Source organism: Mojavia sp. (assembly GCF_059505145.1).
This window is the reverse complement of sequence record NZ_JCACKA010000010.1, coordinates 31,469-54,836: the sequence shown is the minus strand read 5'-3', so window position 1 is coordinate 54,836 and position 23,368 is coordinate 31,469. Positions and strand designations below refer to the sequence as shown.

At 41.4% G+C, this 23,368-nt stretch carries 22 protein-coding genes and 1 tRNA gene; 13 read left to right on the top strand and 10 right to left on the bottom strand.

The annotated features are described in order from the left end of the window. Positions 1-40 precede the first annotated feature (40 nt). From AC5JL8_RS00570 to AC5JL8_RS00560, 3 genes are all read right to left on the bottom strand, one after another. On the bottom strand, positions 41-937 hold the full coding sequence (locus tag AC5JL8_RS00570) for a peptidoglycan-binding domain-containing protein (protein ID WP_495877832.1): 897 nt from the start codon (positions 935-937) through the stop codon (positions 41-43). Positions 938-1,110: 173 nt separating this feature from the next. Continuing rightward, positions 1,111-2,154 (bottom strand): glycerate kinase, encoded by a 1,044-nt coding sequence (locus AC5JL8_RS00565; protein WP_495877831.1) that lies wholly within the window; start codon positions 2,152-2,154, stop codon positions 1,111-1,113. A gap of 21 nt (positions 2,155-2,175) precedes the next feature. Further along, on the bottom strand, positions 2,176-2,508 hold the full coding sequence (locus AC5JL8_RS00560; protein WP_495877830.1) for a DUF565 domain-containing protein: 333 nt from the start codon (positions 2,506-2,508) through the stop codon (positions 2,176-2,178). Positions 2,509-3,117: 609 nt separating this feature from the next. Between AC5JL8_RS00560 and AC5JL8_RS00555 the strand changes: the two genes are divergently transcribed. Together AC5JL8_RS00555 and AC5JL8_RS00550 are read left to right on the top strand one after the other, a co-directional pair. Beyond that, positions 3,118-3,750, top strand: coding sequence for a hypothetical protein (locus AC5JL8_RS00555; RefSeq protein WP_495877829.1), 633 nt, complete (start codon positions 3,118-3,120; stop codon positions 3,748-3,750). Between the two features lie 170 nt (positions 3,751-3,920). Then, positions 3,921-5,786, top strand: a complete 1,866-nt coding sequence (locus tag AC5JL8_RS00550; protein WP_495877828.1) for an ArnT family glycosyltransferase — start codon at positions 3,921-3,923, stop codon at positions 5,784-5,786. A 277-nt stretch (positions 5,787-6,063) separates the two neighbouring features. Here AC5JL8_RS00550 and AC5JL8_RS00545 read toward each other — a convergent pair whose 3' ends face one another. After that, positions 6,064-9,489: an ATP-binding protein gene (locus AC5JL8_RS00545; protein WP_495877827.1), complete on the bottom strand. Its 3,426-nt coding sequence runs from the start codon at positions 9,487-9,489 to the stop codon at positions 6,064-6,066. Positions 9,490-10,156: 667 nt separating this feature from the next. Here AC5JL8_RS00545 and AC5JL8_RS00540 point away from each other — a divergent pair. From AC5JL8_RS00540 to AC5JL8_RS00510, 7 genes are all read left to right on the top strand, one after another. After that, on the top strand, positions 10,157-10,741 hold the full coding sequence (locus AC5JL8_RS00540) for a KaiA family protein (RefSeq protein ID WP_495877978.1): 585 nt from the start codon (positions 10,157-10,159) through the stop codon (positions 10,739-10,741). 113 nt (positions 10,742-10,854) lie between these two features. Further along, entirely contained in the window at positions 10,855-11,169 is a 315-nt protein-coding gene (kaiB, locus tag AC5JL8_RS00535) for a circadian clock protein KaiB (protein WP_495877826.1), read from the top strand. 92 nt (positions 11,170-11,261) lie between these two features. After that, a complete protein-coding gene (gene kaiC, locus AC5JL8_RS00530; RefSeq protein ID WP_495877825.1) occupies positions 11,262-12,824 on the top strand; it encodes a circadian clock protein KaiC in 1,563 nt (520 codons plus the stop codon). A 102-nt stretch (positions 12,825-12,926) separates the two neighbouring features. After that, positions 12,927-15,176, top strand: a complete 2,250-nt coding sequence (locus AC5JL8_RS00525; RefSeq protein WP_495877824.1) for a TolC family protein — start codon at positions 12,927-12,929, stop codon at positions 15,174-15,176. 419 nt (positions 15,177-15,595) lie between these two features. Next, positions 15,596-15,973, top strand: coding sequence for a hypothetical protein (locus AC5JL8_RS00520; protein WP_495877823.1), 378 nt, complete (start codon positions 15,596-15,598; stop codon positions 15,971-15,973). A gap of 155 nt (positions 15,974-16,128) precedes the next feature. After that, positions 16,129-16,638, top strand: a complete 510-nt coding sequence (locus tag AC5JL8_RS00515; protein ID WP_495877822.1) for a hypothetical protein — start codon at positions 16,129-16,131, stop codon at positions 16,636-16,638. A gap of 308 nt (positions 16,639-16,946) precedes the next feature. Beyond that, on the top strand, positions 16,947-17,726 hold the full coding sequence (locus AC5JL8_RS00510; RefSeq protein ID WP_495877821.1) for a photosystem II electron transport protein, Sll1252 family: 780 nt from the start codon (positions 16,947-16,949) through the stop codon (positions 17,724-17,726). Positions 17,727-17,796: 70 nt separating this feature from the next. Here AC5JL8_RS00510 and AC5JL8_RS00505 read toward each other — a convergent pair whose 3' ends face one another. Then, positions 17,797-18,585, bottom strand: coding sequence for an SDR family NAD(P)-dependent oxidoreductase (locus AC5JL8_RS00505; protein ID WP_495877820.1), 789 nt, complete (start codon positions 18,583-18,585; stop codon positions 17,797-17,799). 170 nt (positions 18,586-18,755) lie between these two features. Here AC5JL8_RS00505 and AC5JL8_RS00500 point away from each other — a divergent pair, with 170 nt between their 5' ends. Continuing rightward, positions 18,756-20,249, top strand: coding sequence for a hypothetical protein (locus tag AC5JL8_RS00500; RefSeq protein ID WP_495877819.1), 1,494 nt, complete (start codon positions 18,756-18,758; stop codon positions 20,247-20,249). Between the two features lie 127 nt (positions 20,250-20,376). After that, a tRNA-Val gene (locus AC5JL8_RS00495) sits at positions 20,377-20,450 on the top strand. Between the two features lie 427 nt (positions 20,451-20,877). Here the strand turns inward: AC5JL8_RS00495 and AC5JL8_RS00490 are convergent. Further along, positions 20,878-21,366, bottom strand: a complete 489-nt coding sequence (locus tag AC5JL8_RS00490; protein WP_495877818.1) for a helix-turn-helix transcriptional regulator — start codon at positions 21,364-21,366, stop codon at positions 20,878-20,880. 11 nt (positions 21,367-21,377) lie between these two features. On the opposite strand from AC5JL8_RS00490, the gene AC5JL8_RS00485 reads away from it, so the two are divergent. Next, positions 21,378-21,533, top strand: coding sequence for a hypothetical protein (locus tag AC5JL8_RS00485; RefSeq protein WP_495877817.1), 156 nt, complete (start codon positions 21,378-21,380; stop codon positions 21,531-21,533). A gap of 52 nt (positions 21,534-21,585) precedes the next feature. On the opposite strand, the gene AC5JL8_RS00480 is transcribed toward AC5JL8_RS00485, so the two are convergent. After that, positions 21,586-22,098, bottom strand: coding sequence for a hypothetical protein (locus tag AC5JL8_RS00480; RefSeq protein ID WP_495877816.1), 513 nt, complete (start codon positions 22,096-22,098; stop codon positions 21,586-21,588). A 146-nt stretch (positions 22,099-22,244) separates the two neighbouring features. Here AC5JL8_RS00480 and AC5JL8_RS00475 point away from each other — a divergent pair, with 146 nt between their 5' ends. Beyond that, a complete protein-coding gene (locus tag AC5JL8_RS00475) occupies positions 22,245-22,460 on the top strand; it encodes a hypothetical protein (RefSeq protein WP_495877815.1) in 216 nt (71 codons plus the stop codon). On the opposite strand, the gene AC5JL8_RS00470 is transcribed toward AC5JL8_RS00475, so the two are convergent. The 3 genes from AC5JL8_RS00470 to AC5JL8_RS00460 form a co-directional block, all read right to left on the bottom strand. Beyond that, positions 22,457-22,645, bottom strand: a complete 189-nt coding sequence (locus tag AC5JL8_RS00470; RefSeq protein ID WP_495877814.1) for a hypothetical protein — start codon at positions 22,643-22,645, stop codon at positions 22,457-22,459. The two genes, AC5JL8_RS00475 and AC5JL8_RS00470, sit on opposite strands and share 4 nt — an antisense overlap. Before the next feature lie 122 nt (positions 22,646-22,767). After that, positions 22,768-22,974 carry a hypothetical protein gene (locus AC5JL8_RS00465; RefSeq protein ID WP_495877813.1) on the bottom strand — a complete coding sequence of 69 codons (207 nt, stop codon included), beginning with the start codon at positions 22,972-22,974 and terminating at the stop codon, positions 22,768-22,770. A 4-nt stretch (positions 22,975-22,978) separates the two neighbouring features. Beyond that, on the bottom strand, positions 22,979-23,356 hold the full coding sequence (locus tag AC5JL8_RS00460; protein WP_495877812.1) for a GIY-YIG nuclease family protein: 378 nt from the start codon (positions 23,354-23,356) through the stop codon (positions 22,979-22,981). Positions 23,357-23,368 lie beyond the last annotated feature (12 nt).

Here is a 23,368-nt window from a genome sequence, read left to right as displayed (position 1 = left end):
TCGCTCATTACGAACCGATCGTAATTAACGCAATAGACCACTAGGCTGGAAAATTTTTAGCTAAATCATCACCAGGAATTATAGTTGTCCAAAAGACATATTTATTATCTAATCGATAGCGACGGTCTTGCTTAATTAACTGCATAAAGTCTTTGTGTTCTTCACGAGATTGACCTACTAAGCAACCAGCACTAGCTGTACTAACTAAACTTTTGTCATATCCCCAATGTTGATTGATAAAGAAATGAGAACCGACATCTATGGGGTCGCCACTACGAAGTCCATCTTTGTTGCGATCGCGGTGTACTTTAATTGTCCCACATTGCTCTAGAGCTTCGTGTGTCTCTGCTCCTGTAGTGCCATAATGATAGCCAACTCGCCAAGCGTTGTATTGTCCAAACGCAATGCGTGCAACACCTTTAGGATTGGGAGGGTTTTTGGTATAGTAATCGCCAGGTTCAGTAGTCGCTACCCAGTTTCCTACAATTTGTGGAGTTCCGGAAGCTATCTCAATGACAATACGTCGGTCATTCCATTGATTGAATTTATCATTGTTGAGTGTACCGTTGGCATTTACACCTTCGACATAAACAATATTATATTGTTGCTTGCCTACAGCAATATAATACTTTTTATTTTGCATATACTTGACGATGCGGCTGGCAAAGTCATTCCCTAATTTTAAAGGAATAGCTTCTTTACATTCAATCAATGCTTTTGCTGTTTGTAGCCCTAGTCCCGCTTCTGATATTTTCAACAGAGATTGAAAATCTGTCAGTGCTTTAATTGAAAATTGACCAAATTTACCGTCAGCAGGTGGGTCAAGCAATCGTAGACGAATTAAGTTAATTTGGATGTGTTTCGCTAGTTCAGCATCTTGTGCTACATTCTCGAAAGAAATTGTTTTTTCCGCAGACAAAGTATCAGTAAGTTGCATATCTAAAAGTATAATTTCAGAAGTGGTTATGTCTTAAATAGAAGGGTAATTACCTTCGTGTGTGGCTTCATAATTTAGCTCCACATCCACTTCTGTAAATTTCGGGAAGCAAGCAAAAATTTTTTTGGTTTTTCACTAATGCTCAAGTCATACTGCTAAAAAGCTACTCGATATCACTTGGAGTTACTATAGACTGCACCTAAAGTATGATCAGGATTAATTTCGACAACTAAATCAACTTTCGCAGATTTGACCAAGGGCTTGATGAATAATTCTGGGTGCAGCGATCGCCAAAAATAATTGACAAATTCCTCGATTCGTGTATCGTTCATTCCTGGCTTACCAGCAGCAATCATCTGCCGTTCTGCCTGTTTGCGCCATGCTAGGGAACAGCGATAATCAATTGGATACAGTACGATTAAACTATCTAATCGCTCCCACAGTGGTAAATAATTTCTTAATTGTTCATTCATATCACGGGCAAATTGCCGATCCTCATCTGTGAGGATTGGCGGTGGTGCGCTATCAAATGCCTCTGGCTTAATTGGTCGCACACCCACAAACCAACCTTCAAATAGTACAATATCCACACCTGTGACGATTTCGGGGGTAGTGCGATCGCCTGCACCTTTGTAAGCAGATTTATCAAAGCGGGGAACAGTTACTGGATTTTGCGAATGGCGAATTTGGTCGAGTACATTTAAGGCTAAATCGATATCGTGGGTTCCCGGCGGCCCGCGCCAAATTAAGCGGGGATCTTGTTGAATTAAAGCTAGGCGATCGCTATAAGTTTTATATAAGTCATCTAAAGATAAATTCAGGGTGCGGTATCCCAACTCTTGGAGAATCAAGGTGAGAACTTGGCACATTGTGGTTTTACCCGTTCCTTGTCCGCCTAAAATTCCCTGAATCAAAGGACTACCCAACTGTTGGCGGCGTGATGCGAGTTTCATTGCCAAAGGTAGCCACACATCCCACAACACCTGTAACATTGCCTGGGGTTGTACTAAAAGAGTAGTTTGGCAGAATTGGCTAAAGGTTGGGAGAACAGATGTTAATAAATGCGATCGCGCTTGTATGACTTCAGCGACATTTTCCGGTGTGATTCCAAAAGCTTGTGACCTGAAAGTATCTGCTAAGGCTGCTGCTTGTGCTTTTTGTTGCCAAGCTTCGTCTACCACGCCTGTTGTCAAAATTTTACTCAGCCATGAATTCATCGTATCCGCATCCCTCTGAAGTCATGAACCTAACTTAAACGCTTCCAGAAACAAGCTGTAGATGAAACCAACCTTGAGGAAGTTTAGTGATTCCACCCATAGCGCTCGCCTAGCCAAAAAAGGACGAGCATAGAATATTCTGCTACTAATTTCGGTTAAGAATACTAAAAGCGCTGCCACATAAATGTCCAATTCAGCCCTTTGTCCAGCACTAGTGGAAATTGCCGATCCTAGAAAAAATCCGAACAAAAAGCTAATTATGAGTAGCGACAACCGCCGCCAAGGGTTAAAAAACCATTGATTTAATTGTCTAGCAATGGCATCAAACAAATTATTCAAACGAGTATTTTGCATGAATCGGATTTCTAAATAAAAATCAAGAAATCAACAAATATTCCTCTTTTTGAGGATATCGGTTTTAGCTTAAGCTTGTTTTAAGGGTATTGTAGCTGTCTTATAGAGTTTCAGTGGTGAAAGAAATTTTATACAAATTTTTCTACAGAAAAGCACAGGTATTCAAAAAACTACTCTTGTTTGAGTATTAACCCTCAACACAAAGGAGTTATCTTAAAAGATGAAGGGTGAAGTAGGAAGAAAATAAAGTATGTTTTACCGATAAATCTGAGTGTTTGTAACCTGCTCTTTTGTTGCTCATGGTACTTATAACATCACATTCGTGCTTGTACTTATACGAATAAGTTTACTACCTACGTATCATAATTGTTGTCTTAAATACTATCAAAATTTAAGTTTTTCCTTGATAAATAAGCTTTTTAACTCATATTTAGGTTGAGAATGATGGTGATTATTTTTGCTAGTATATTTTTCTGAAATGCTATCTATGATACATTTGATAGCTTAATTTCAGGAGCGCCTGTAATAGGCAGTTTGATTGCCACTTATGAATAATAGGCTACTATTTGGTCAAGCCTAGACAAATACTTATTTCTAATAACTATCAATATGAAAACTTCAGTGTATCGTAACGCTGTGATTCTAACTTGTTCCTTGGGACTGTTAGGGTTACTGGCTGGGTGCTTTGGAATGAGTGTTTCTTTTGAAACCACAAATCCAGAAACATCTTCTTCCGAATCTCCTGAAACTCCTCAGTTGCAGAAGAGTCCGTCTTCATCTGTTTTTCAAGAAACAGCTGTCTCTGCTAATATCTCTAGTTCGACAACCACCCCCGGTAATCAAGTAGAACGCAGCAGCAGCAAAGCTACTTCCCTGACAGCATCTAGTCAAAACTCGACTAAAATTACTAAGGGGCAAGGAACTTTACGGATGAGCAATCAAACAAATCAGCCTGTGCGACTAGCCTTACTAGCGCGACAGTCGAAGTTAAAAGGCTCTGACTCTGTTCAAACTCACCATGATATCCCAGCACATTGGGATTTTGCTCCTCAAGAAGGAAGTGAACAGGGACTCCTCCTATCCTTACCTAATGGCAATTTAAAGCTAGAGAAGGGAGATATTTTAGTAGCCTTTGCACAAGATGGTTCCCGCCGCTACTGGGGCCCATATGTTGTTGGGGAAACATCTAAACCTAGCTGGAATGCTAAAAGCCGAGAATGGCAACTAGTACTTCAACAATAGTCTTAAAGCCTTATAGTCAATAACCATTAAAAAGCGGAGAATGACAAAGAACAAAACATCAACTACAAACGACTTATTGACTAGTGACGCTTGAATACTAGAAGCCTGGGTTGGGCTAACTCCCAATTGCGCTGGCTTCTGTTGTTGAGTGACTGTTGGCTGAATAATTAATGAAGATGAAATTGAGCGTTCCCCACACTGTTAACCAGTGGTTTAAAAATATACTACAACGTCCAGCCCTTGCTGTGACTGTATCGATTCTGTGGTTGATTGTGATTGGTTGGATAGCTTATGGGTGGAACTTGGGCAGCATTGGCTTGATTGATGAAACAGAACCACTGTTTGCCGAAGCTTCTCGCCAAATGTACGTTACAGGAGATTGGATTACTCCTTTTTTTAATGGAGAGACTCGCTTTGATAAACCTGCGCTCATTTACTGGTGTCAGGCGATCGCCTATACAATTTTTGGAGTGAATGAGTGGGCAGTGCGTCTGCCATCGGCGATCGCGGCAATGGGTTTGGTGAGTTTAGCTTTTTACACTGTACACTGGTCTCTGGCACGACAAGACGAATTAGAACAAGTTTCGCGTCCTACTCGTCGTTACTTAACAGCTGCTATGGCAGCAGCTGTCATGGCACTCAGCCCAGAAATGATTGCCTGGGGGCGAATTGGTGTTTCTGATATGCTGCTGACTGGGTGTATAGGATCAGCTTTGCTCTGCTTTTTCCGAGGGTACGCAGGTAAGGAAGGGACTGGGCGAGAATCTTCCCAATCACCAATCCCTAATCACCAATCACCTTTTCCTAACAAGTGGTATTTGGCTTGTTATATATTGATTGCTGGGGCAATTTTAACAAAAGGGCCAGTAGGAATTGTGTTACCAGGGCTAATTATCGCTGCGTTTGTGTTGTACCTGGGAAAGCTGCGGGAAGTATGGCGAGAAATGCATCCCTTGAAGGGTATGCTAATTATTTTAGTTTTATCAGTACCCTGGTATGCCCTAGTAATTTGGCGCAATGGTTGGAATTATATTAATGCTTTCTTTGGCTACCACAACATAGAACGCTTTACGGAAGTAGTTAATGGGCACTCAGCGCCTTGGTATTTTTACTTTTTGGTAGTATTAATAGGCTTTGCACCTTACTCAGTATACTTACCAGCTGCAATAGCCAGATTGAAGTTTTGGCAGCGATCGCACTGGCTTTCTCAAGAACGTTCTCAGCAATTGGGTTTATTTGTTTGCGTCTGGTTTCTTGGTGTTTTTGGCTTTTTCACGATCGCCGTCACCAAACTTCCTAGCTATGTATTGCCGTTAATGCCAGCAGCAGCAATCCTTGTAGCACTGTTATGGAGCGATCTCATACCCGATCAAAACACACAACCCCAAAGGAAATTTCATTTTTGGAGTGGCTGGGTAAATGTCGTATTTTTATCAGCGGTAGCAGCAGGATTGTTTCATATATCCCAGTTAGTAGGCAGAGATCCAGCCGCACCTAGCTTGTACCTCCAGCTGCAAGAGTCTGGTTTACCAGTCTTGGGAGGTATTATTTGGCTGATTTGTGCGATCATAATTGCCGTATTACTGCTCAGTCACCGTTGGCGCTATATTATGAGCGTAAATTTGCTGGGTTTTGTAGCATTTTTAACTGTAGTTTTGATGCCAGCTATGTTTTTGATGGATCAACAGCGTCAGCTACCATTACGTGAATTATCGGCGATCGCCACGCAAGTACAAAAATCAAATGAAGAATTTGTCATGGTTGGCTTTAAAAAACCCAGTGTGGTATTTTATAGCCATAGCCGCGTGAATTACTTAAATTCTCCACAAGAAGCGAAAGATTATATTAAAAATCAGTCTACTACGCAAGCAAAGTCACCCTCACTGCTATTTCTGGCTGAACAGGACAAGTTTTTAGAAATGGGCTTGCAGCCAGATACTTATAAGCATTTAGCTACCAAGGGCGCTTACGATTTGATTCGAGTTCCTGTGAAAAAAATTAAAGATGAAACAGATATATCGTATCAAGTTGATTAAAGCCTGAGGTTGATAAGCTCATGTGCTTTTAAGTTGGATAATCCGCAGCGTCATTAAGACGCAAGGATGCAGTTTGAATGACGATCAGCTTAATGTGTTGGTAAATGGTATTGGGCATTTTGCACTATTCCCATTTTCCATACCCATTAAGATTTTTGGCGTTGCATAAATGCGGGATGAATTGAGATTTTTGGCCCAAAGGCAAAGATTGATTCTTTGCGCCTTTGCGTCTTTGCGCTAAACAAAATTCATCCCATCAATCAGCAACGCCAGATTTTTATTGTTGATACTTGACAGATAAAGCTTGGTTAATCTCGTTTAATAAGTCTTCCATTGAGATCGAGCGAGGTAAAACTTGGGCTGCGATCGCACTTATGACAGTTTCTATTGTTTGCGATCGATTCTTTTTCTGTTTCCCAATTTCCTGCTGGGGGATTTCACACGGAACAGCCGCCTGAGTAGAATTTAAGCGCTGGTCAAGTACTAAAATTGGCGGCAAGTTTAAAGGCAAATCTCCTAAAACTTTTAGCGCTTTAAGCACTTCTTTAGGAATCGAGGATTCTCCTAAATAAATCAACAGTAAGTCAACGCTTTGGTGGCGAATTTGTTGCACTACTTCTGCCCAACAGCCACCCATAGCTGCTTTCAAGCCAGCTGTTTGCAGGTACTGAATTAAAGCTTGGAACCACTCCGAACCCCGTTCAGCAGTTTCATTACTAAGTAAGGAATTTTTTTCTGACCTATAACCCTTCACCTGCCTGCGTTTTACCTGTGGCAAATCGCGGAGCATTGTTATATCCACTACTAAAATACTGGGTGGACAAGATATACCAGAAGCAATTTGCAGCACTGACAATAAAGCATCTGTTTTACTGATACCACTGCTATTGTCTTTACCCAATGGTGTTAGGCAAGGAAACACAGACAGCCCAGGTATCTGAGAAGCTGCCAAGGTAGTTACCACATCACAAGTCACCAGTGGTAGCGCCGCCAACCGGGGGTGTTGGCTGAGTTGTTGTAGATAAGCTTGTGCTGCTGGGCTTTCTACATCCAACAGCACTACATCAAACTGCCAAACGCGAGCTAAAAGTTCCGCCTGATCTAGGTTATCTACTTCGATAACTCGGTGTTCTCGCAACGAAGGATGAGGATTAACTGATTCTAAATTAAGATTAACCAATCTCAGAATTCGCAATGGAGTTTTAGTAGCGAAGATGTCATTACTATCTAACCCTGATTGCTGAACTGTTGGCGTAGTGCATAAACTTTCTAACAGCGGTGCTAAAGCTTGATATTGTACTGGCAAGCTCAAGAAACCATCAGCTCTGTTAGCAAATGCTTGCTCCTTTTCGGCCCCTGTCGCTGTCACTATCAGCGGAATGTGGCGAGTTGCAGTATCTGACTTGAGTAAAGTCAGCACATCCCAACCTGACAACAGCGGTAGCAAAGGATTTAAGAACACAGCTTTTGGTTGCAAGCGACGAGCTTTTTCTACTGCCTCTGTTCCTGAGCGAGCAATCACTACTCTATAACCTAAACCTTTGAGTTGCTCGGTCAAATCTTCAATATATCGGGCTACTGCTTCGACTACCAACACCAAGCGCTGCGAAGATGTCGGTTGATGTTGTGTAGATGTGTTGATTCGTTGACATGCTGATGCGGTCAGTTCCCGTGAGCCGGTATTGCTTGTTAAACCATCTTCTGTATTATCCTCTTCTTGCTCAGTAAAGCCTGTTTTTGGCGGGCTGGGCGGTAGCAGCAGTGTAAATTGGCTACCTTTTCCTTCTCTAGACAAGAAGCTGACATCACCACCGTGGAGTCTTGCCAAGGCCCTTGTTAACACCAGTCCCAGACCAGTACCTTCAAACTGCCGAGTCAAAGGATTTTCTAGTTGCTGAAATTTTTGAAAGATTAAGTGTTGCTGATGTTCAGGAATGCCAATACCCGTATCCCAAACTGTAAAAGCAATCCACCCTTCCCAATGATTCACGCGCAATCCAATTTCTCCAGATACTTCAGTAAACTTAAAGGCATTGGAAAGCAGGTGTACTAGCATTTGCCGCAGGCGCAATTCATCTGCCACTATTTGGTCTAAGCCTGGTTCAATGACGATACTAAATTGAGGCTCAAGTGAACGTGCGGCTTGAGATTGGTCAGTAACTTTGGCTTTGCTGGTTTGAGTGTGGATAGTTTTTGCTTCTGATAAAGCACGTTCGCAAACTGCGGAAATATTTACTGGGGCCACTGTTAAATCCATTTGACCCGTCTCCATGCGAGTCAAATCCAAAATATCATTGACCACACTCATCAAGTGGCGTCCGCTTTGATGAATTAACCCTGCATAGCGGGCTTGACGCTCGTTTAATTCTCCCAACTGGCGATCAACGAGCAATCGTGATAACCCTAAAACCGCAGTCAGGGGTGTCTTCAGTTCATGGCTAATACACGCTAAAAACTCATCTTTTAATCGATTTAGTTGAATGAGATCGGCATTTTTGGCTGCCAATTCTTTACAAAGCTGTTGCTGTTCGGTCACATCAGTAGCTAAGACTAGCCACAAATCGTTACCTATTCCTGAGTTATTACCACGATTGAGTCCCTCTGTTGTCAAGGTCATCTCTACTTCTAAACCTTGGACTCTCAACTCAGGGCTATCTAATGGAATTTTAGCAAACTGCCAGATTCGCTCTTGACCATTTTGCACTTCGACGATGCAGATGCAAGTACCTACCTGGTTATCCCAATAGCACTGACTAGATGCACCAACCGTAGTATGTTGCTGTTCATGCACATTATTTATAGGTGGGGTAGTTGTTTGCATACGAGCGCCATTTTGCTGTATCGCTTCACTCCTTGTCGATAAGCTATTTTCTCCATGATGCAGTTTGCTCGTTGTGGCTTGGTCATCACCACCATGTCCATTTTCCCTGCTGTGCAAATGAATCTTGCGGGCTTTTGGCGATGCATATTCTGGCTGTTTGACTCGGTTGGGGGCAAGTATTGTCTCTACTTGTTGCCTAACACCTTCTGGATCTTTGAGTGCTCCCAATTGTTGCCACCAAGCTGGGTTTTGCGCTACTACCTCACCAGTACCAGTTTGCAACATTAAAGGCCAAGGCAGTCGTTCCAACAGCTGTACAAGTGGCTTATAGCCTGATGCCTGCCGATGATTTAATGTTTGTGCTGGTGAGTAAGTTGTCGCCTCTGCATCATCTATGTCTTGGTTTGCTGCATAGTCTTGAGGAGTAACCTCAGAGATTGCATCAATAGCAACTCTCTCTTGAGTTATTAATCTTAATATTCGTAGGTTGTCTAGGAGACCTAAAAATTTGCCATTTGGGTCAATGAGTGCCCAATCTAAATTGTTATTGTTTATTTGGGTTTGTTGGTAGCGCAAAAACAAGCCAAATTGCTCTACACATTCAGCAGCTGGTATGGTTTGTATTGGTTCTATCAGCACTGTACCGAAAATTGACACTGGCTGCTGCAAATTCAGATGAGCGCCACCAACTGCTGCCAATAATTTTTGTATTAACCGGGCAGAGTGCAGCAACCCTGTGGGGTGTTGCTGCTGATTCACCACTACCACGCGATCGCACTGCTCTTTTTCAAAAATCTCTAGCACCATTGCCAGAGTACTTGTTTCTACGCAGACGGGTACATTTGTTAAAAAATCATAAAGCGGGTATTGTAGCATTGACATAAAGCTTCGGGGGTCATTCTTCCTTTGGAAGCCTCTGGTCTTTCCACCCCCACTTGGGTAGATGGTACTTATGCCTGAAGCAATCTCCTTTAAGAAGACTCATATAAAAAATTATCGTTACAATTTCCATGCCATTGGAACAATGGGCTTTATTTTCAGGGATACCTAGTTGCGTCCAATATTGTTCTGGATAGTAATGTTTCCCTTGACTGCATTGAGCTTCGGGCTACTATCCTTATCAGTATCCTAACTGGTTCTCAAACTCCTCCTTGATCGCAATAGCTAAAACAATTATGGCTCCAAAGATTCGCTTTAGAACCTTGAGGAATTATAATGATTTAGAATGCGACAATCCTTTAAGTTCGTTTAAGTATCTTATCAAGGAGTGAAATAAAAAAATCTATATTTAGATAGATATACATATGTAATTCAATAACTTAGTTACATTACAATCCACAACAAACGCCTCATCAAAAATCACTAAGTCTTACAACTGACTAGCTGCATCGATTTTTTAAGTTTGCGGTACTATCTGCTGACATAAACTATCCTCTAAGGGCGGACTCATAAATTTACTGCACACCCAATCTGAGCTTAGACGTGTTTTATGCACTAAATCAGCTCACCAAACTTGGTCACGGCGATCAAGGAGATGTATAAACAACAAATGTTATTACCAATATTAATTTTCCAACCAGATGTAAAAAAATCTTTATATAATCCAGATGAACTAGACAACACACAAAAATTGTCTAGGTGGATAGGGAACTTTATTCGCACTACTGTTCCTACCCAATTGTTGCTTGTATCTGTTACAGCAACTACTGTTGCCATGATTAATTATTTAATGAGGCGGTTGCCATCAAAACTTAATGAAATTTTAAATAAAGAATATTGCTATGTATTTGCATCTTACAAGCAAAAACACGAGGTTTTTTTCCAGCAGATGGATCGAGCCGACCGAGAGGCTTTGTTGCAAGAAATTAAATCTGATTACCGAGATATACTTATAAACTACTTTACCAGAGAAACAACATTAAAAGAAAAAATTGATAAATTTATAAATGTGGTATTTTGTGCTAATATTCCTGTGCCGCAAATCATTGAAATTCACATGGAGTTAATTGAAGAATTTTCCAAACAACTAAGATTAGAAGGAAGGAGCGACGAAGCATTACTAGATTACCGCCTGACATTAATAGATATTTTGGCTCACCTGTGTGAAATATATAGATGTTCAATATATAAATAAATTACATAACTTGAAGTTAAACCCGGCAATAGCAGCCGCTATCACTTCCTACGAATGCACAAACACATCATATATTTCTATCCTCAAGTCTAGCGAGTCTAGCCTGTACCTTTATGAATAAAGCAAGAAAAACCTATGTTCTCAAGCTTTATGTAGCAGGGAACACACCAAACTCTGTACGGGCATTAAAAATACTAAAAAACATTTTAGACCAAGAGTTTCAAGGTGTTTATGCTTTGAAAGTGATCGATGTTCTGAAAAGCCCACAACTAGCAGAAGAAGATAAAATATTAGCCACGCCAACATTATCTAAAATTTTGCCTCCTCCAGTTCGCAAAATTATTGGCGATCTTTCAGATAGAGAAAGAGTGTTGATAGGATTGGATTTACTTTATGAAGAACTAAGTGAAGAAGACTGGGAAGAGTAAAATATTTAAGCGCAAAAACTTGATGGCGAACTCCGAAGATTAAAACATTATAAACACAAAAACTGGCTTTAATCTCCCTTTTTTAGCAAGAAATGATTCAAAAAGAGCAACCAGAGCAAAGCAACACACCGTTAATTGGGGGTGTAGAAAAAATCCGCACAATGATTGAGGGCTTTGACGATATTACTCATGGTGGTTTACCAGTTGGAAGAACTACCTTATTTAGCGGTACTTCTGGCACAGGCAAAACTTTATTATCTCTACAGTTTCTTTATAACGGTATTACCTATTTTGATGAGGCAGGAGTATTCGTTACCTTTGAAGAATCACCTAGCGACATTATTAAAAATGCCTATATTTTTGGCTGGAATTTACAACGCCTAATCAACGAAGGTAAATTGTTTATTCTGGATGCTTCACCCGATCCAGAAGGGCAAGATATTGTCGGAAACTTTGACCTTTCAGCCCTTATTGAGCGCTTGCAATATGCTATTCGCAAATACAAGGCAAAACGAGTTTCTATCGATTCTATAACAGCGGTCTTTCAGCAGTATGAAGCTATGGGAGTAGTGCGGCGGGAGATTTTTCGCCTAGTAGCACGTCTTAAACAGCTGAATGTCACCACTGTAATTACTACCGAACGTAGTGAAGAATATGGGCCTGTTGCCTCTTTTGGGGTCGAAGAATTTGTTTCCGATAATGTAGTAATTGTTCGTAACGTTTTAGAAGGAGAACGTCGCCGTCGCACCGCTGAAATTCTCAAATTGCGCGGTACAACTCATATGAAAGGCGAGTATCCTTTTACAATTACTAACGCAGGAGTCAATATCTTCCCACTGGGAGCGATGCGCTTGACTCAAAGGTCTTCTAATGTACGGGTGTCTTCTGGGGTTAAAACCCTGGATGAAATGTGTGGTGGTGGTTTCTTTAAAGATTCGATCATTTTGGCAACAGGAGCCACAGGTACTGGTAAAACTTTGTTGGTCAGCAAGTTTATCCAAGATGGCTGTTTAAATGGCGAACAGGCAATATTATTTGCTTATGAAGAATCACGTGCCCAACTATCTCGGAATGCTTCTTCTTGGGGAATTGATTTTGAGGAATTAGAACGGCAAGGGTTACTCAAAATCATTTGTACATACCCCGAATCAACAGGTTTGGAAGACCATTTGCAAATTATTAAGTCAGAAATTGCTGTCTTTAAACCAGCGAGGATTGCAATCGACTCCCTTTCAGCCCTAGCTAGAGGAGTGAGCAATAATGCATTTCGACAATTTGTAATTGGTGTGACAGGTTACGCTAAACAAGAAGAAATTACTGGATTTTTTACTAATACAACTGATCAATTCATGGGGTCACATTCGATTACTGACTCCCATATTTCCACGATTACTGACACAATTTTGATGTTGCAGTATGTAGAAATTCGTGGAGAAATGTCACGGGCAATAAATGTATTCAAAATGCGGGGATCTTGGCATGATAAGGGTATCCGCGAGTACAATATTACCGCAGACGGGCCTGACATTAAAGATTCTTTCCGTAATTACGAACGGATTGTTAGTGGTGCTCCTACCCGCGTTAGTATCGATGAAAAGGCGGAACTTTCTCGCATCGTCAGACGTTTTGAAGATAAACAGAGTTCCGATTCCTAAATTTGTAGCGTACTATATTCTTTTCTAAATTTAGTGTCGTGCTATATTCTGTGGTGAAGAAAAGTTTTCTGCCGCTAGATTGATTTCGTGTGAGGGGATGCGGTGAAAGGACAGCAATTATTCCATAGCTTCTTGCCTGGTGTGACAGCAGCGGTATTAACAACACAGCCCGCTTGGGCTGATACTGTGAAAGTCAGTGGGGTAGAGCTGGCGTCTTCTCCTAGTGTCTTGACTTCTAATTATGGTCGAACCTTAGTTGCAGAAGCCATGAATACGCAACTGCCTGATCAAGCAGGTAGTAGTATTTCAGCTCAAGTACCTTCTTTTAATTGGACTTCACTCAACGTAAAACCTGTAACTTATCACAGTATTTCGGTGATGGGGGCAGGAATTACAAGTTGGCAAAAAGCACCAATACTTAGGGAAAATCAGGGTAGGTTTTTTAGTATGGCACCTACTTTACATACTTCCCACCCGCTAGATTGGAATTCTACTAAAAGCAACCAAAGACAGACTACCTTAGCAACTTCTAGTCAGAAATCCGAGAAAATAGTTGTTCCGACTTCTATTTCCAAACTCTCTTCTGCCCGGAAAAAACCGTTGCTTCTGTCTTCTTTAAAGCGACCAACAACTCAAAAGAAAAATTCTAATACTCAATTGCGGACAGCTTCACAAGCTGCAATTACGGGTGTAGGAGCAGCAAAGCTGTTGGAAATACCCAATTGTTCACAGGGACTGGTCTCCAGAGGTTGCCCACAACCAATTTCTGCTATGGAGTTCACGGCTCAAGATAGTACTCTGACGGCACCGACAACAGAGAGTCCAACACCTGCGGGTTCCGGGCAAACTCCGACTGTGCCAGCAACAGTCAGTCCAACGCCTGCGGGTTCTGGACAAACTCCGACTGTGCCGGGAACAGTGCTTCCAACGCCTGCGGGTTCTGGACAAACTCCGACTGTGCCAGCAACAGTCAGTCCAACGCCTGGGGGTACTGTGCCAATTCCTGATAACTTGAACCCAAATCCCAATCCCCTGCAATTTCCTACCAAACCAGAGGAAGTAAGGCTTCAAGCAAATCAGCCGATTTCTTTAGAGCAGGCTTTGGAACTAGCACGGCGCAATAATCGGGAGCTACAGGTGGCTGTATTGGAGCTGGAGCGTAGTCAAGCAGCTCTTCGTGAGGCGCAAGCGGCTCTATTGCCCAATGCTAGTATTAATGCTGATATCACTCGCCAACGTAGTGTTTCAGATACATATAGAGTAAAAGTACAAGAGCAACAACAAGCTGGTTTACCACCTGCATTGCGTCAACCAATTGAGTCGGCTCCTACGAATACGAATTTTAGTGGTCAAGCACAAATCACCTATGATATTTACACTTCTGGCAGGCGGCAAGCTAACATCAGAGCGGCTGAGGAACAAGTTCGCTTTAATGAGTTGGCTGTGGAGCGTCAGTCTGAGGAAATCCGCTTGAATGTCTCCACTGAATATTACGATCTGCAACAAGGTGATGAACAAGTACGCATTGCACAATCATCTGTAGAAAATGCCCAGGCTAGTTTGCGGGATGCAGAAGCTTTAGAGCGAGCTGGTGTGGGTACGCGGTTTGACGTGCTGCGATCTCAGGTAAATTTAGCAAATTCTCAACAAGATTTAACTAATGCTATTTCACAGCAACAAATTGCCCGTCGTCGTTTAGCGGCTCGGTTGAGTTTGTCACAGTCGGGAAATATTAGTGCGGCAGACCCGGTAAAATTAGCCGGTCTTTGGAACCAGTCCTTGGAACAAAGTATTGTGCTAGCTTTTCAAAACCGTCCAGAATTGCAACAACAGTTGGCGCAACGTAATATCAATGAGCAACAGCGACGGCAGGCCCTCGCAGCACTAGGCCCACAAGTTAGTTTGGTTGCCAGCTACGATTTCTCTGATACCTTTAATGATGATGTCAGCGTTAGCGATGGTTATTCTTTGGGAGTGAGGGCGAGTCTGAATTTGTTTGATGGGGGAGCAGCAAGAGCAAGGGCAGCTCAGGCCAGAGCTAATATTGCGATCGCAGAAACTCAATTTGCCGATCAGCGCAACCAAATTCGTTTTCAGGTGGAACAGGCCTTTTCTAACCAGCAATCTAATTTGGAAAATGTTCAAACCGCTAACACTGCTCTAGAACAGGCTAGAGAAGCTTTACGTTTAGCGCGTTTACGCTTCCAAGCTGGTGTAGGTACTCAAACTGATGTCATTAACTCTGAAAATGACCTGACAAGAGCTGAAGGAAATCGCATCAGGGCTATTTTGGATTACAATCGTGCTTTGGCTCAGTTACAACGCTCTGTTACCTCAAGAGCATTACGTTAAAATTCTTTAGTCACTAGTCAGTAGTTATTAGTACTCAACCAAAGAACTAATGACTATTGGCTTTAGACTATTGGTTAGTTTTGTGTTACGTAATCTGTTTCGCATCTACAATTTTAGTAGAATTTTAGATTATAGGAGTATTTGTTTGGCGATCGCGTAGCGCACCAAGTTATTTCAGTATTTTTTCATAAAAAAAAGGTTCTTAAAACTAAAAAATATACACTTATTAAACTGAGTTCTAGCGTACAAAGTCGAAAAAAGTTTTATTAATTTACCAGGGTTGTATAAGATAGCTGTACTTGTGTAACAGTACTTGACACAATCATTTAATTTTGAATACGGCAAGGCAGACGATAAATAATCAATTGAAATTGGAATAACATAGCTGAGTATTTAATCACTCCGCTCATCAAAAATTTATGACTACAGTTACATCGCAAGAAATTGCACAGTTTCGCTCTCAATTAGCAGATGATCCCAGAGGACTGGCAGTACTAGACTTGATTGAGGACTGTGAGGGAGATTTAGAAGATGCCGCGATGACACTAGCAATTAGAGCAGGACAAGAACCAGAAAGAGCAAATTCAGAGTGGTTAGATGCTTTAGCTAGAAAGTGGCGTGCTGTTATTTGCGAACAAGAATTTCGGGAACACTTGCTGAATGGTTCAGTTCAGCAGATGATGGAGTACTTTTATACAATGCCGACGTTTCCTAAAATTTTGGCAGTACCAGTTTTAATATATGTGATTAAAAAAGGCGTGAACAATTTTTGTGAGCCGTTAGATTTGTTAAAATAATATTTGCTCTAGAGAAATAGGGATATTGTAAGTTGATTTATCCTATTACTCTGTTTGTTACTAATAATTTTAAGCAAGGTACAAGATTGATTTGACCAGCACTGATACGCTGTTAATTAAGGCAGAATTTTTCATAAACAACTTTTCTGAAATCAATGAATTACCTTGTTGCCGTATTACCAGACCGTATTCAAGCTGAAGCTGCTTACTTAGCTTTAGAAAAAGACGCCATAAAAAGTACTATTCTGGGCAGGGGTTACAAAAGCGCTGATGAGTTCGGCTTGATTGACCCTACAGATAAAGCTAAAAACCAAGTACGGCTCATGGCAATCTGGCTTGTACCATTTGGTTTTTTTGCTGGCTTTACCTTCAGCGTCATCACTGGTTTGGATACCTTTGCTTGGGCAGGCGAAATTGGCAATCACGTGATTGGAGGTATACTGGGCGCTGCTAGTGGTGCTATGGGTAGTGTGTTTGTTGGTGGTGGAATCGGTTTGGTTGTGGGTGGTGGTGATGCTTTGCCCTACCGCAATCGCTTGGATGCAGGAAAATATTTAATAGTAGTTGAGGGTTCTGAAACTCTGACTCGGCAAGCAACCCGAATTTTGCGTCAGTTTGAGCCAGAAAATATCCAGGGCTATGCTGACACGACTACCGTGTACTGAATGAATCATTCATTACAAATTACAACACCCCCAAATAATTACTAATTCGTAATTCGTAATTAAATAGATACGAGCAAGCACTAAATTAAAAATTTAGTGCAATGCAATCAGTGTAAGGTTTAGAGCAAACACTGCTCGTAGCTAGGAATTACGCAGACGCGTAGCGGCTTGTCGTAGGCTAGTGCGGCTTCCCGCAGGGTATTATCAATTACGAATTACTTTGACGCTAGAATCAAACAGGGGTCATCAGTCATTAGTGGTTGATTATTGACTTTGTGGTGATAAGTCAAAATTCATAACTTTCAAAAATGTTACCAAGAGAAGAACTTTTAAAAGGTGTTGAAAATCGAGATAGTGTAGCTCGTGTCATTGATCAAGCAGAACAAGCAATCAAAACTTGGGAAGTAGTGTTGACAGATTTTCTGTCTCCCCCAGAATTAGCAGAAATTCAACGGGTGTTCAGTCGGTTAACAGAAGTGCAATTGGTGGCGTGGGGTGGATATCCGCAAGCAGAACGCCAAAGATTGGCGATCGCCCGTGCGGAAATGCCGCTAGATCAATCTCAAGTTGCCCTTGCTGCATTAGAAATTGCTGGTAATTTTTTGTTTGATACCGCTACTCACCGCGACTTTTTAGGCGCAATGCTGGGGACAGGAATAGTCAGGGAAAAAACCGGAGACATTATTGTACTAGGTGAGAGGGGCGCACAGGTAATTGTTGCACCGGAGTTGACAGAATTTTTAGAGATGAGTCTCAAACAGGTGCGATCGGTTCCTGTAAAAACCCAGCCGATAGAGTTTAGCGAATTAAAAGTTCGAGAACCAAAGAAAAAAGAATTAACTACTGTTGAAGCTTCTTTGCGCTTGGATGCGATCGCCTCTGCGGGTTTTGGCATGTCCCGCAGCAAAATGGTTGATTTAATCGACTCCGGCGATGTCCGCGTTAATTGGAAGGAAATCTCCCAAGCTAGTTCTCAAGTCAAAACAGGTGACTTAATTGCCATTCGCGGTAAGGGACGGTTAGAAGTTGGGGAAGTCGCTGTTACCAAAAAAGACCGCTACCGGGTACAGTTAACTAGGTATATGTAATCAAGTGAAAATTTAGGTAGGCATAGGGAGTTTTAAAGTCACAACTGCATGGAAATCTTAACTCATAAACTTAAGAGCTATCTGAGACTTTAAAACTTCTTGCTAACATATTCAGCAGAATTTTCCGTGGTACTACTCTAGCCAATATAGTTCTAATTTGAGTTTTAATATCGCCAATCACAACAGCTGGCTGCCAATTTTCCAAAGCTTTCAGTGATACTTCTACCACTTCTTCACTAGTAAACATTTGATTTGTGCTTCCTGCCAAAGTGGGAGGAAAGTTAGCTTCGGTAAAAAAGTTAGTTTCTATTGGCCCTGGACAAGTAACGAGAACACGAACACCATAGGGACGATTTTCTGCCCATAGTGCCTGACTAAAACTAACAATAAAAGCTTTGCTGGCAGCATAAACAGAAAGATACGGCATTGGTTGAAATGCGGTAATTGAAGATACATTAATAATGCTTCCCGATTGACGTTGCCGCATCAAAGGTAGAAATTTATGAGTTAAGTCTACTAAAGCAAGAATATTTAATTGCACTATTCTGACTTGCTTTTCGCCATCAGAGCTAGCAAAATCGCCATAATCACCAAAACCAGCATTATTTATTAATAAATCAATCGTTAATCCCTTCGCTTGGGTAGCATCAAACACTGCTTGAGCAGCATGAGGTTCGGTAAGGTCTTTAACTATAACTTCTATTTGAATGTTGTAATTTTCTTGTAGCTCTTTAGTTATTTGATGTAGTTTTTCTTGTGAACGTGCAACTAAAACGAGATTTGTATTGCGTGCAGCTAGTTGTTGGGCAAAGGCTTTACCAATACCACTAGAGGCACCTGTAATTAAAGCAGTTGGCATTCTAGGTATTTTGATAAAAATTAAATCAGTCTATAGATATTAACAATAGTTATTGCGATTTTTAACCATCTAGAGTGATATGCCAAAGTGGTTAAAAGTGGGACTTAAGGATATAGTAACTATTTAGTGCTGGGCGGGAATACTAGAGTTATAAATCACATTTTTAGTCTATGTATCGCCTGAATAAAAGAGCTTTGCAAATTTTGCGTGCTGAAGTTCAAAGATGTAGTGGAAATGATCAGGTAAGTAAAATTGAGCAGGAAATAGTAATTAAGCGATTAGAAAAACTACGCTTGGAAAAAGGCTCTCCGGTCAAGTTAGATGAACTGCGCGATAGCGTTGTAGATGTATATCCACAATTTAGTGAGAAGGTACTTAAACAAGCTGTAAAAGCTAATCAACAGCTTGGTTTTTTCACCAAACTCAAATGGGTAACTATACTTTTGGGGAGTTCAGCAGGTGCGCTGTGGCTAGTAAATTTGCCTTACCCCATGATTCGCTGGCCTATTGCTAAAACTGCTCCAATCCTGCTGTTGCCTAGCTACATAAATATGGATTATCACTATCGTGAGGCAATTAACAACCTTGAGCAAGCAGACCAGTTAATTAATCAAGCTACTAGTCCAGCTGATATTGAGCAAGGTTCCCAGAAAGCTAAAGAAGCACAAAAAAATTTAGATAATCTGCCAGTTTGGTTTTTAGGATACTATCCTCAGGCGTACTGTAATTTTTTCGGTTGCAGTTGGAAGTTTACTATAGATGAGTTTGAAGCGGCTCGTCGCCGGGTGGCGCGGATAGATGCGATCGCCTTCCAAGATAAAAATGCTTTTACACCACTAGTTCAAGGAGAACAGGTGCTAAAATTGGCTCGGCAGCAGTATGAACAAGCTACCAGTATTAAGGATAAAGAACAAGCGATCGCATCTTGGCAAGCAGCTATAGACCAATTAGAGCAAATTCCTGAAGCAACATTTGCCGGAGAAACTGCACAAACTAAACTTAAAGCTTACAAACGTGATTTTGATAATGCACGTATCGGGACAATTATTGCTGCTGCTCAAGAATTTGATTTAGAAGCTGAAAAAATCCAATCAATACAACCCAAAGCAGCATCAGAACTATGGGAACAGGCAATTAAGCGCCTCAATCAAATCTCCACAGAAAATCCTCGGTATTTAGAAGCACAAAGATTACTAGCTGGTTACCAAGTAAAACTGAAAACAGTTGCCGATCCTCGTAGTGGTACATATATAGAGGCGGCAAAGCAATTTGCCATAGCAGCTGCTAAAGCATCGCAAAATCCTCCCCACCCTGTAGTGAAGTGGGAACAAATTGAAAAGTTATGGCAAAAGTCTATCAATCAGCTCGAAAACATTCGAGTGGAAGAACCAGGTTATATAGCAGCACAAAAGTTATTAGCCGAGTATCAAACTAACTTAGGCATTATTGAAACTCGACGCAAAGCCGAAAGTGAAGCACAAGCATCTTTCCAAGAAGCTAATGAGCAAATTCAAACTTTAATAGCTTCTCCTCCCTCCGATCCTCAGCAGCTAAAAGGTCAAATACAAGGGATTATTAATCGGCTGAAGACTATTAAAGCCGGGACAACTGCCTACGCAGAAGCGCAAACGCTGCTGGTGTCTGCTCAAAAAAGGTTGCAATAGTAAGTTTTTTTCTGAAATGTTAAATGCTATGTCTAACGGTGATCTGTTGCACGTCTACACCTGATTGCATCAGTAAGATACTTGCTTCTGGTAAATAGATATGCTATCTTTGATAACCGTGGGTTAAGGACGTATAGCTCAGTTGGTTAGAGCGCTACGTTGACATCGTAGAGGTCACTGGTTCGAATCCAGTTACGTCCATTTGTGTACAGTGACTAATTGTTTGTCAGATTCTGACTTTACCCATAACTTTGCCGCAACGGCAAGCTTATGGTTCCAATAGAATGTGGCAAAGTTATGCTTCCAATTTTCCAGGTGTACAGAAAGAAGCCAACTTACTCTGCCCTTTTAAGTTTAATAGCTTTACATTCCAATTTCATGTCGTGTTTCATTTAAAGCAGCACGAATCTGTTTGTAACGGAGATATCCAGGATGAGTCATTATTTCTAGACACACGAGCTTCTGAAGGGTATTCTCCTTGATTATGCAACTTAAGTACAATCTGCTTAACTTCTCTGCAAGACTGCTGTATCTTTTCTTTGTGACATGCTTTACCATAACTACGGTATTTGGCAGAAATAGCACGGCATAAATCTGGAAAGTGCCTGAAAATTGTCCGCCTATTATATTATCCCAGACATGTAGCTACTTCTTTCATTGTCAGTGGTGGCTCGTTGTCGCTTCCAAGGATTGCTAGCAAAGCATCTTGTACTTGATTAGCCTCGAAAAGTTTTGGAGATGCTCTTAGTGTGGGCGATCGCCGAATAGTTTTGTGTGAGATTTTCGTAAAAGATTTAGTAGCAAGTTGTTCTGGTTTGAGTAAATCTAGCAAAGATATTTCTAAGCAATAACAAATTTTGAGAAGTATATCAAGCACTGGTAAAGCTTTACCTGTCTGCCACATCCATAAAGTATTCTTCGGTATTCCCATCAAACGGGCAAACTCAGCTATATTGCCATTAGTCACTGCATTTATGACTAGACTCAAAGATTTGGCAATTTCTTCTTTTGCGGGTGGAGAGTTAAAAGATAGGGTGGAAGAAATTAATTCTCCAATAACCTCTACTATCCAAGTTTGCCATTGTAATTTTTCTTGAGATAAAGTTAAGCAATCCATAAGTTCTGAGGATGACTTGGCAGCAAGATTCATACCTAGCCAACCACTACACTTGGAACAGTAACCTGGAACTACACGAAGCGATCACCCATTACAAAACTTCAATCACCCCGAATCACAAAAGCTTCTCAATGAGAAAGCGATCGCTACTTGATCGGCTAAGTTGACGCTTAGTTATTAAGCTATTACTCAGATTGGTTGTACTTACATTAAGCAGTGTTAGATTCTATCAGGGCAAGTTCCCTGCCAACTTCTCTGAGCACCTGCCTCAGCACCCCTCGGCAAGTTCTGGACTTGAGTAGCTCCCCCAAGACGCGCTAGTTGAGCGCCACTGCCAATACCACACGCATACAGTTGACGGTCTGTGCCTTCTCCTCGACTGTATAGCCACCAAACAACACCTTTTGTGTTAACTCGGTAAAATCCATCGACCAAATCACAAGTACCTACCCAACGTCTACCAGAACCGAGTTCGCTTGAATCCTTTGATAGGATATTGACCCGTCCTTCGCCGCCTAAATTTTGTAAATGCTGGTCGCTTGCAACACCACAACTCAGGCGTTCGCCATTGCGAGTGAATAACCGGAACACAACAGAGTTACCATCTTTGCGATAAAAACCATCCTCATACAAAGTTTGAGCTTGAGCCTCTTTCACTGATGCCACAGTGAACAGGTAGGGAATAAAGGTAGCAACACCAATACAAGTTACCAACTTAAGGAATTTATTCATGTTTCCGCTCCGGCTGTGAAACCTAACTTGTTACTAAGTTATTAATGAGATTATTTTGATCTGCATTAAGGAGTCATTACCGAAAACTGAAATCTTGGTTATTCTCAATACATACTCACTGTCAATCACCCTGAAGCAAAAAAGCCTTGCCATTAGCAAGCAATCGCCCATTACAAAACCTCAATCACTACAAATCACAAAAGCTACTCAATGAGAAAGCGATCACTATCCTTATAAAAACTGTACAAAGCGATCGCCCAGCACAAAACCTCTATCACCTCGAATCACAAAAGCTAGTCAATGATAAAGCGATTGCCTCCGGCACGCTACGCGATCGCTTTATCACCCATTTGATGGATTAGGAAATAGCTTGCGAAGCAGTCACACTATTAGACTGTTGCTTAGGTTGCAGTGATACCAACTTTTTTCCACTCGCTGCCTGTCTCTTCTGCCAATCAGCAAATATTGCTTTGAAGTCATAGTCAAAAGATTTGGCGTGTTCTTCACGAATCCGGTGCAATTCTTCTAAAACTTCGTCTTCCCACATACTCTACTCTATTCTCTTAAAAACTACACATCGAACGAGTGCATGGTTAGATTTCGGTAATGGTTGCAACCATACTAAACTTTTTTCTACTGGCTCTCTGTCTTAATATTGCTAAGTAAGCTTTATTGTCCCCGCCCTGGCTTGCAATCAGCAAAACTCAATGCCTCAGTATCGAGGAAACTAGCGATCGCCATCTCAATAACCGCTTCAACCGGATACTCAATTACATTCGCATGGGCAATTAGGGCAGCCCGAATCTTTTCAGGTAGCAGTTCCAAGATGACTTCGGCATCAGAGGCGGAAAGTTGCTCTTTTAGTTTTGCTTGCATAATTTTACTGTTCGGTTGGAATCTGGACGTTGTAAGGAGGCTCAGTAGCTCTTAAAATGATGGCTTCTAGCTCCAATAGTAGCGCAGGGTTTCCCCAATAAGAAATTGGCTGCACTGCAATACGAACATCTTCATCGCTATATTTATCAAGCCACGCCCACAAAAAAGCTTTGTGTCCACCAGTGAAGCGACTCCGCAAATTCTTGGTTTTACCGATGTATAGCAACCCATTGGTTTTGTGTCTGATGGCATAGATGCCAGGACGAGCAGGAATATTGCTAAACTGACGGTTCAAGGGAAGACATTGCTCAAAAGGAGTAAAGGCGATTGCATCTAAGATTCTCCGAGCCTGGATTTGCAGTTCCGAGTCGTTCATCGGCATGAAAACAAGAAG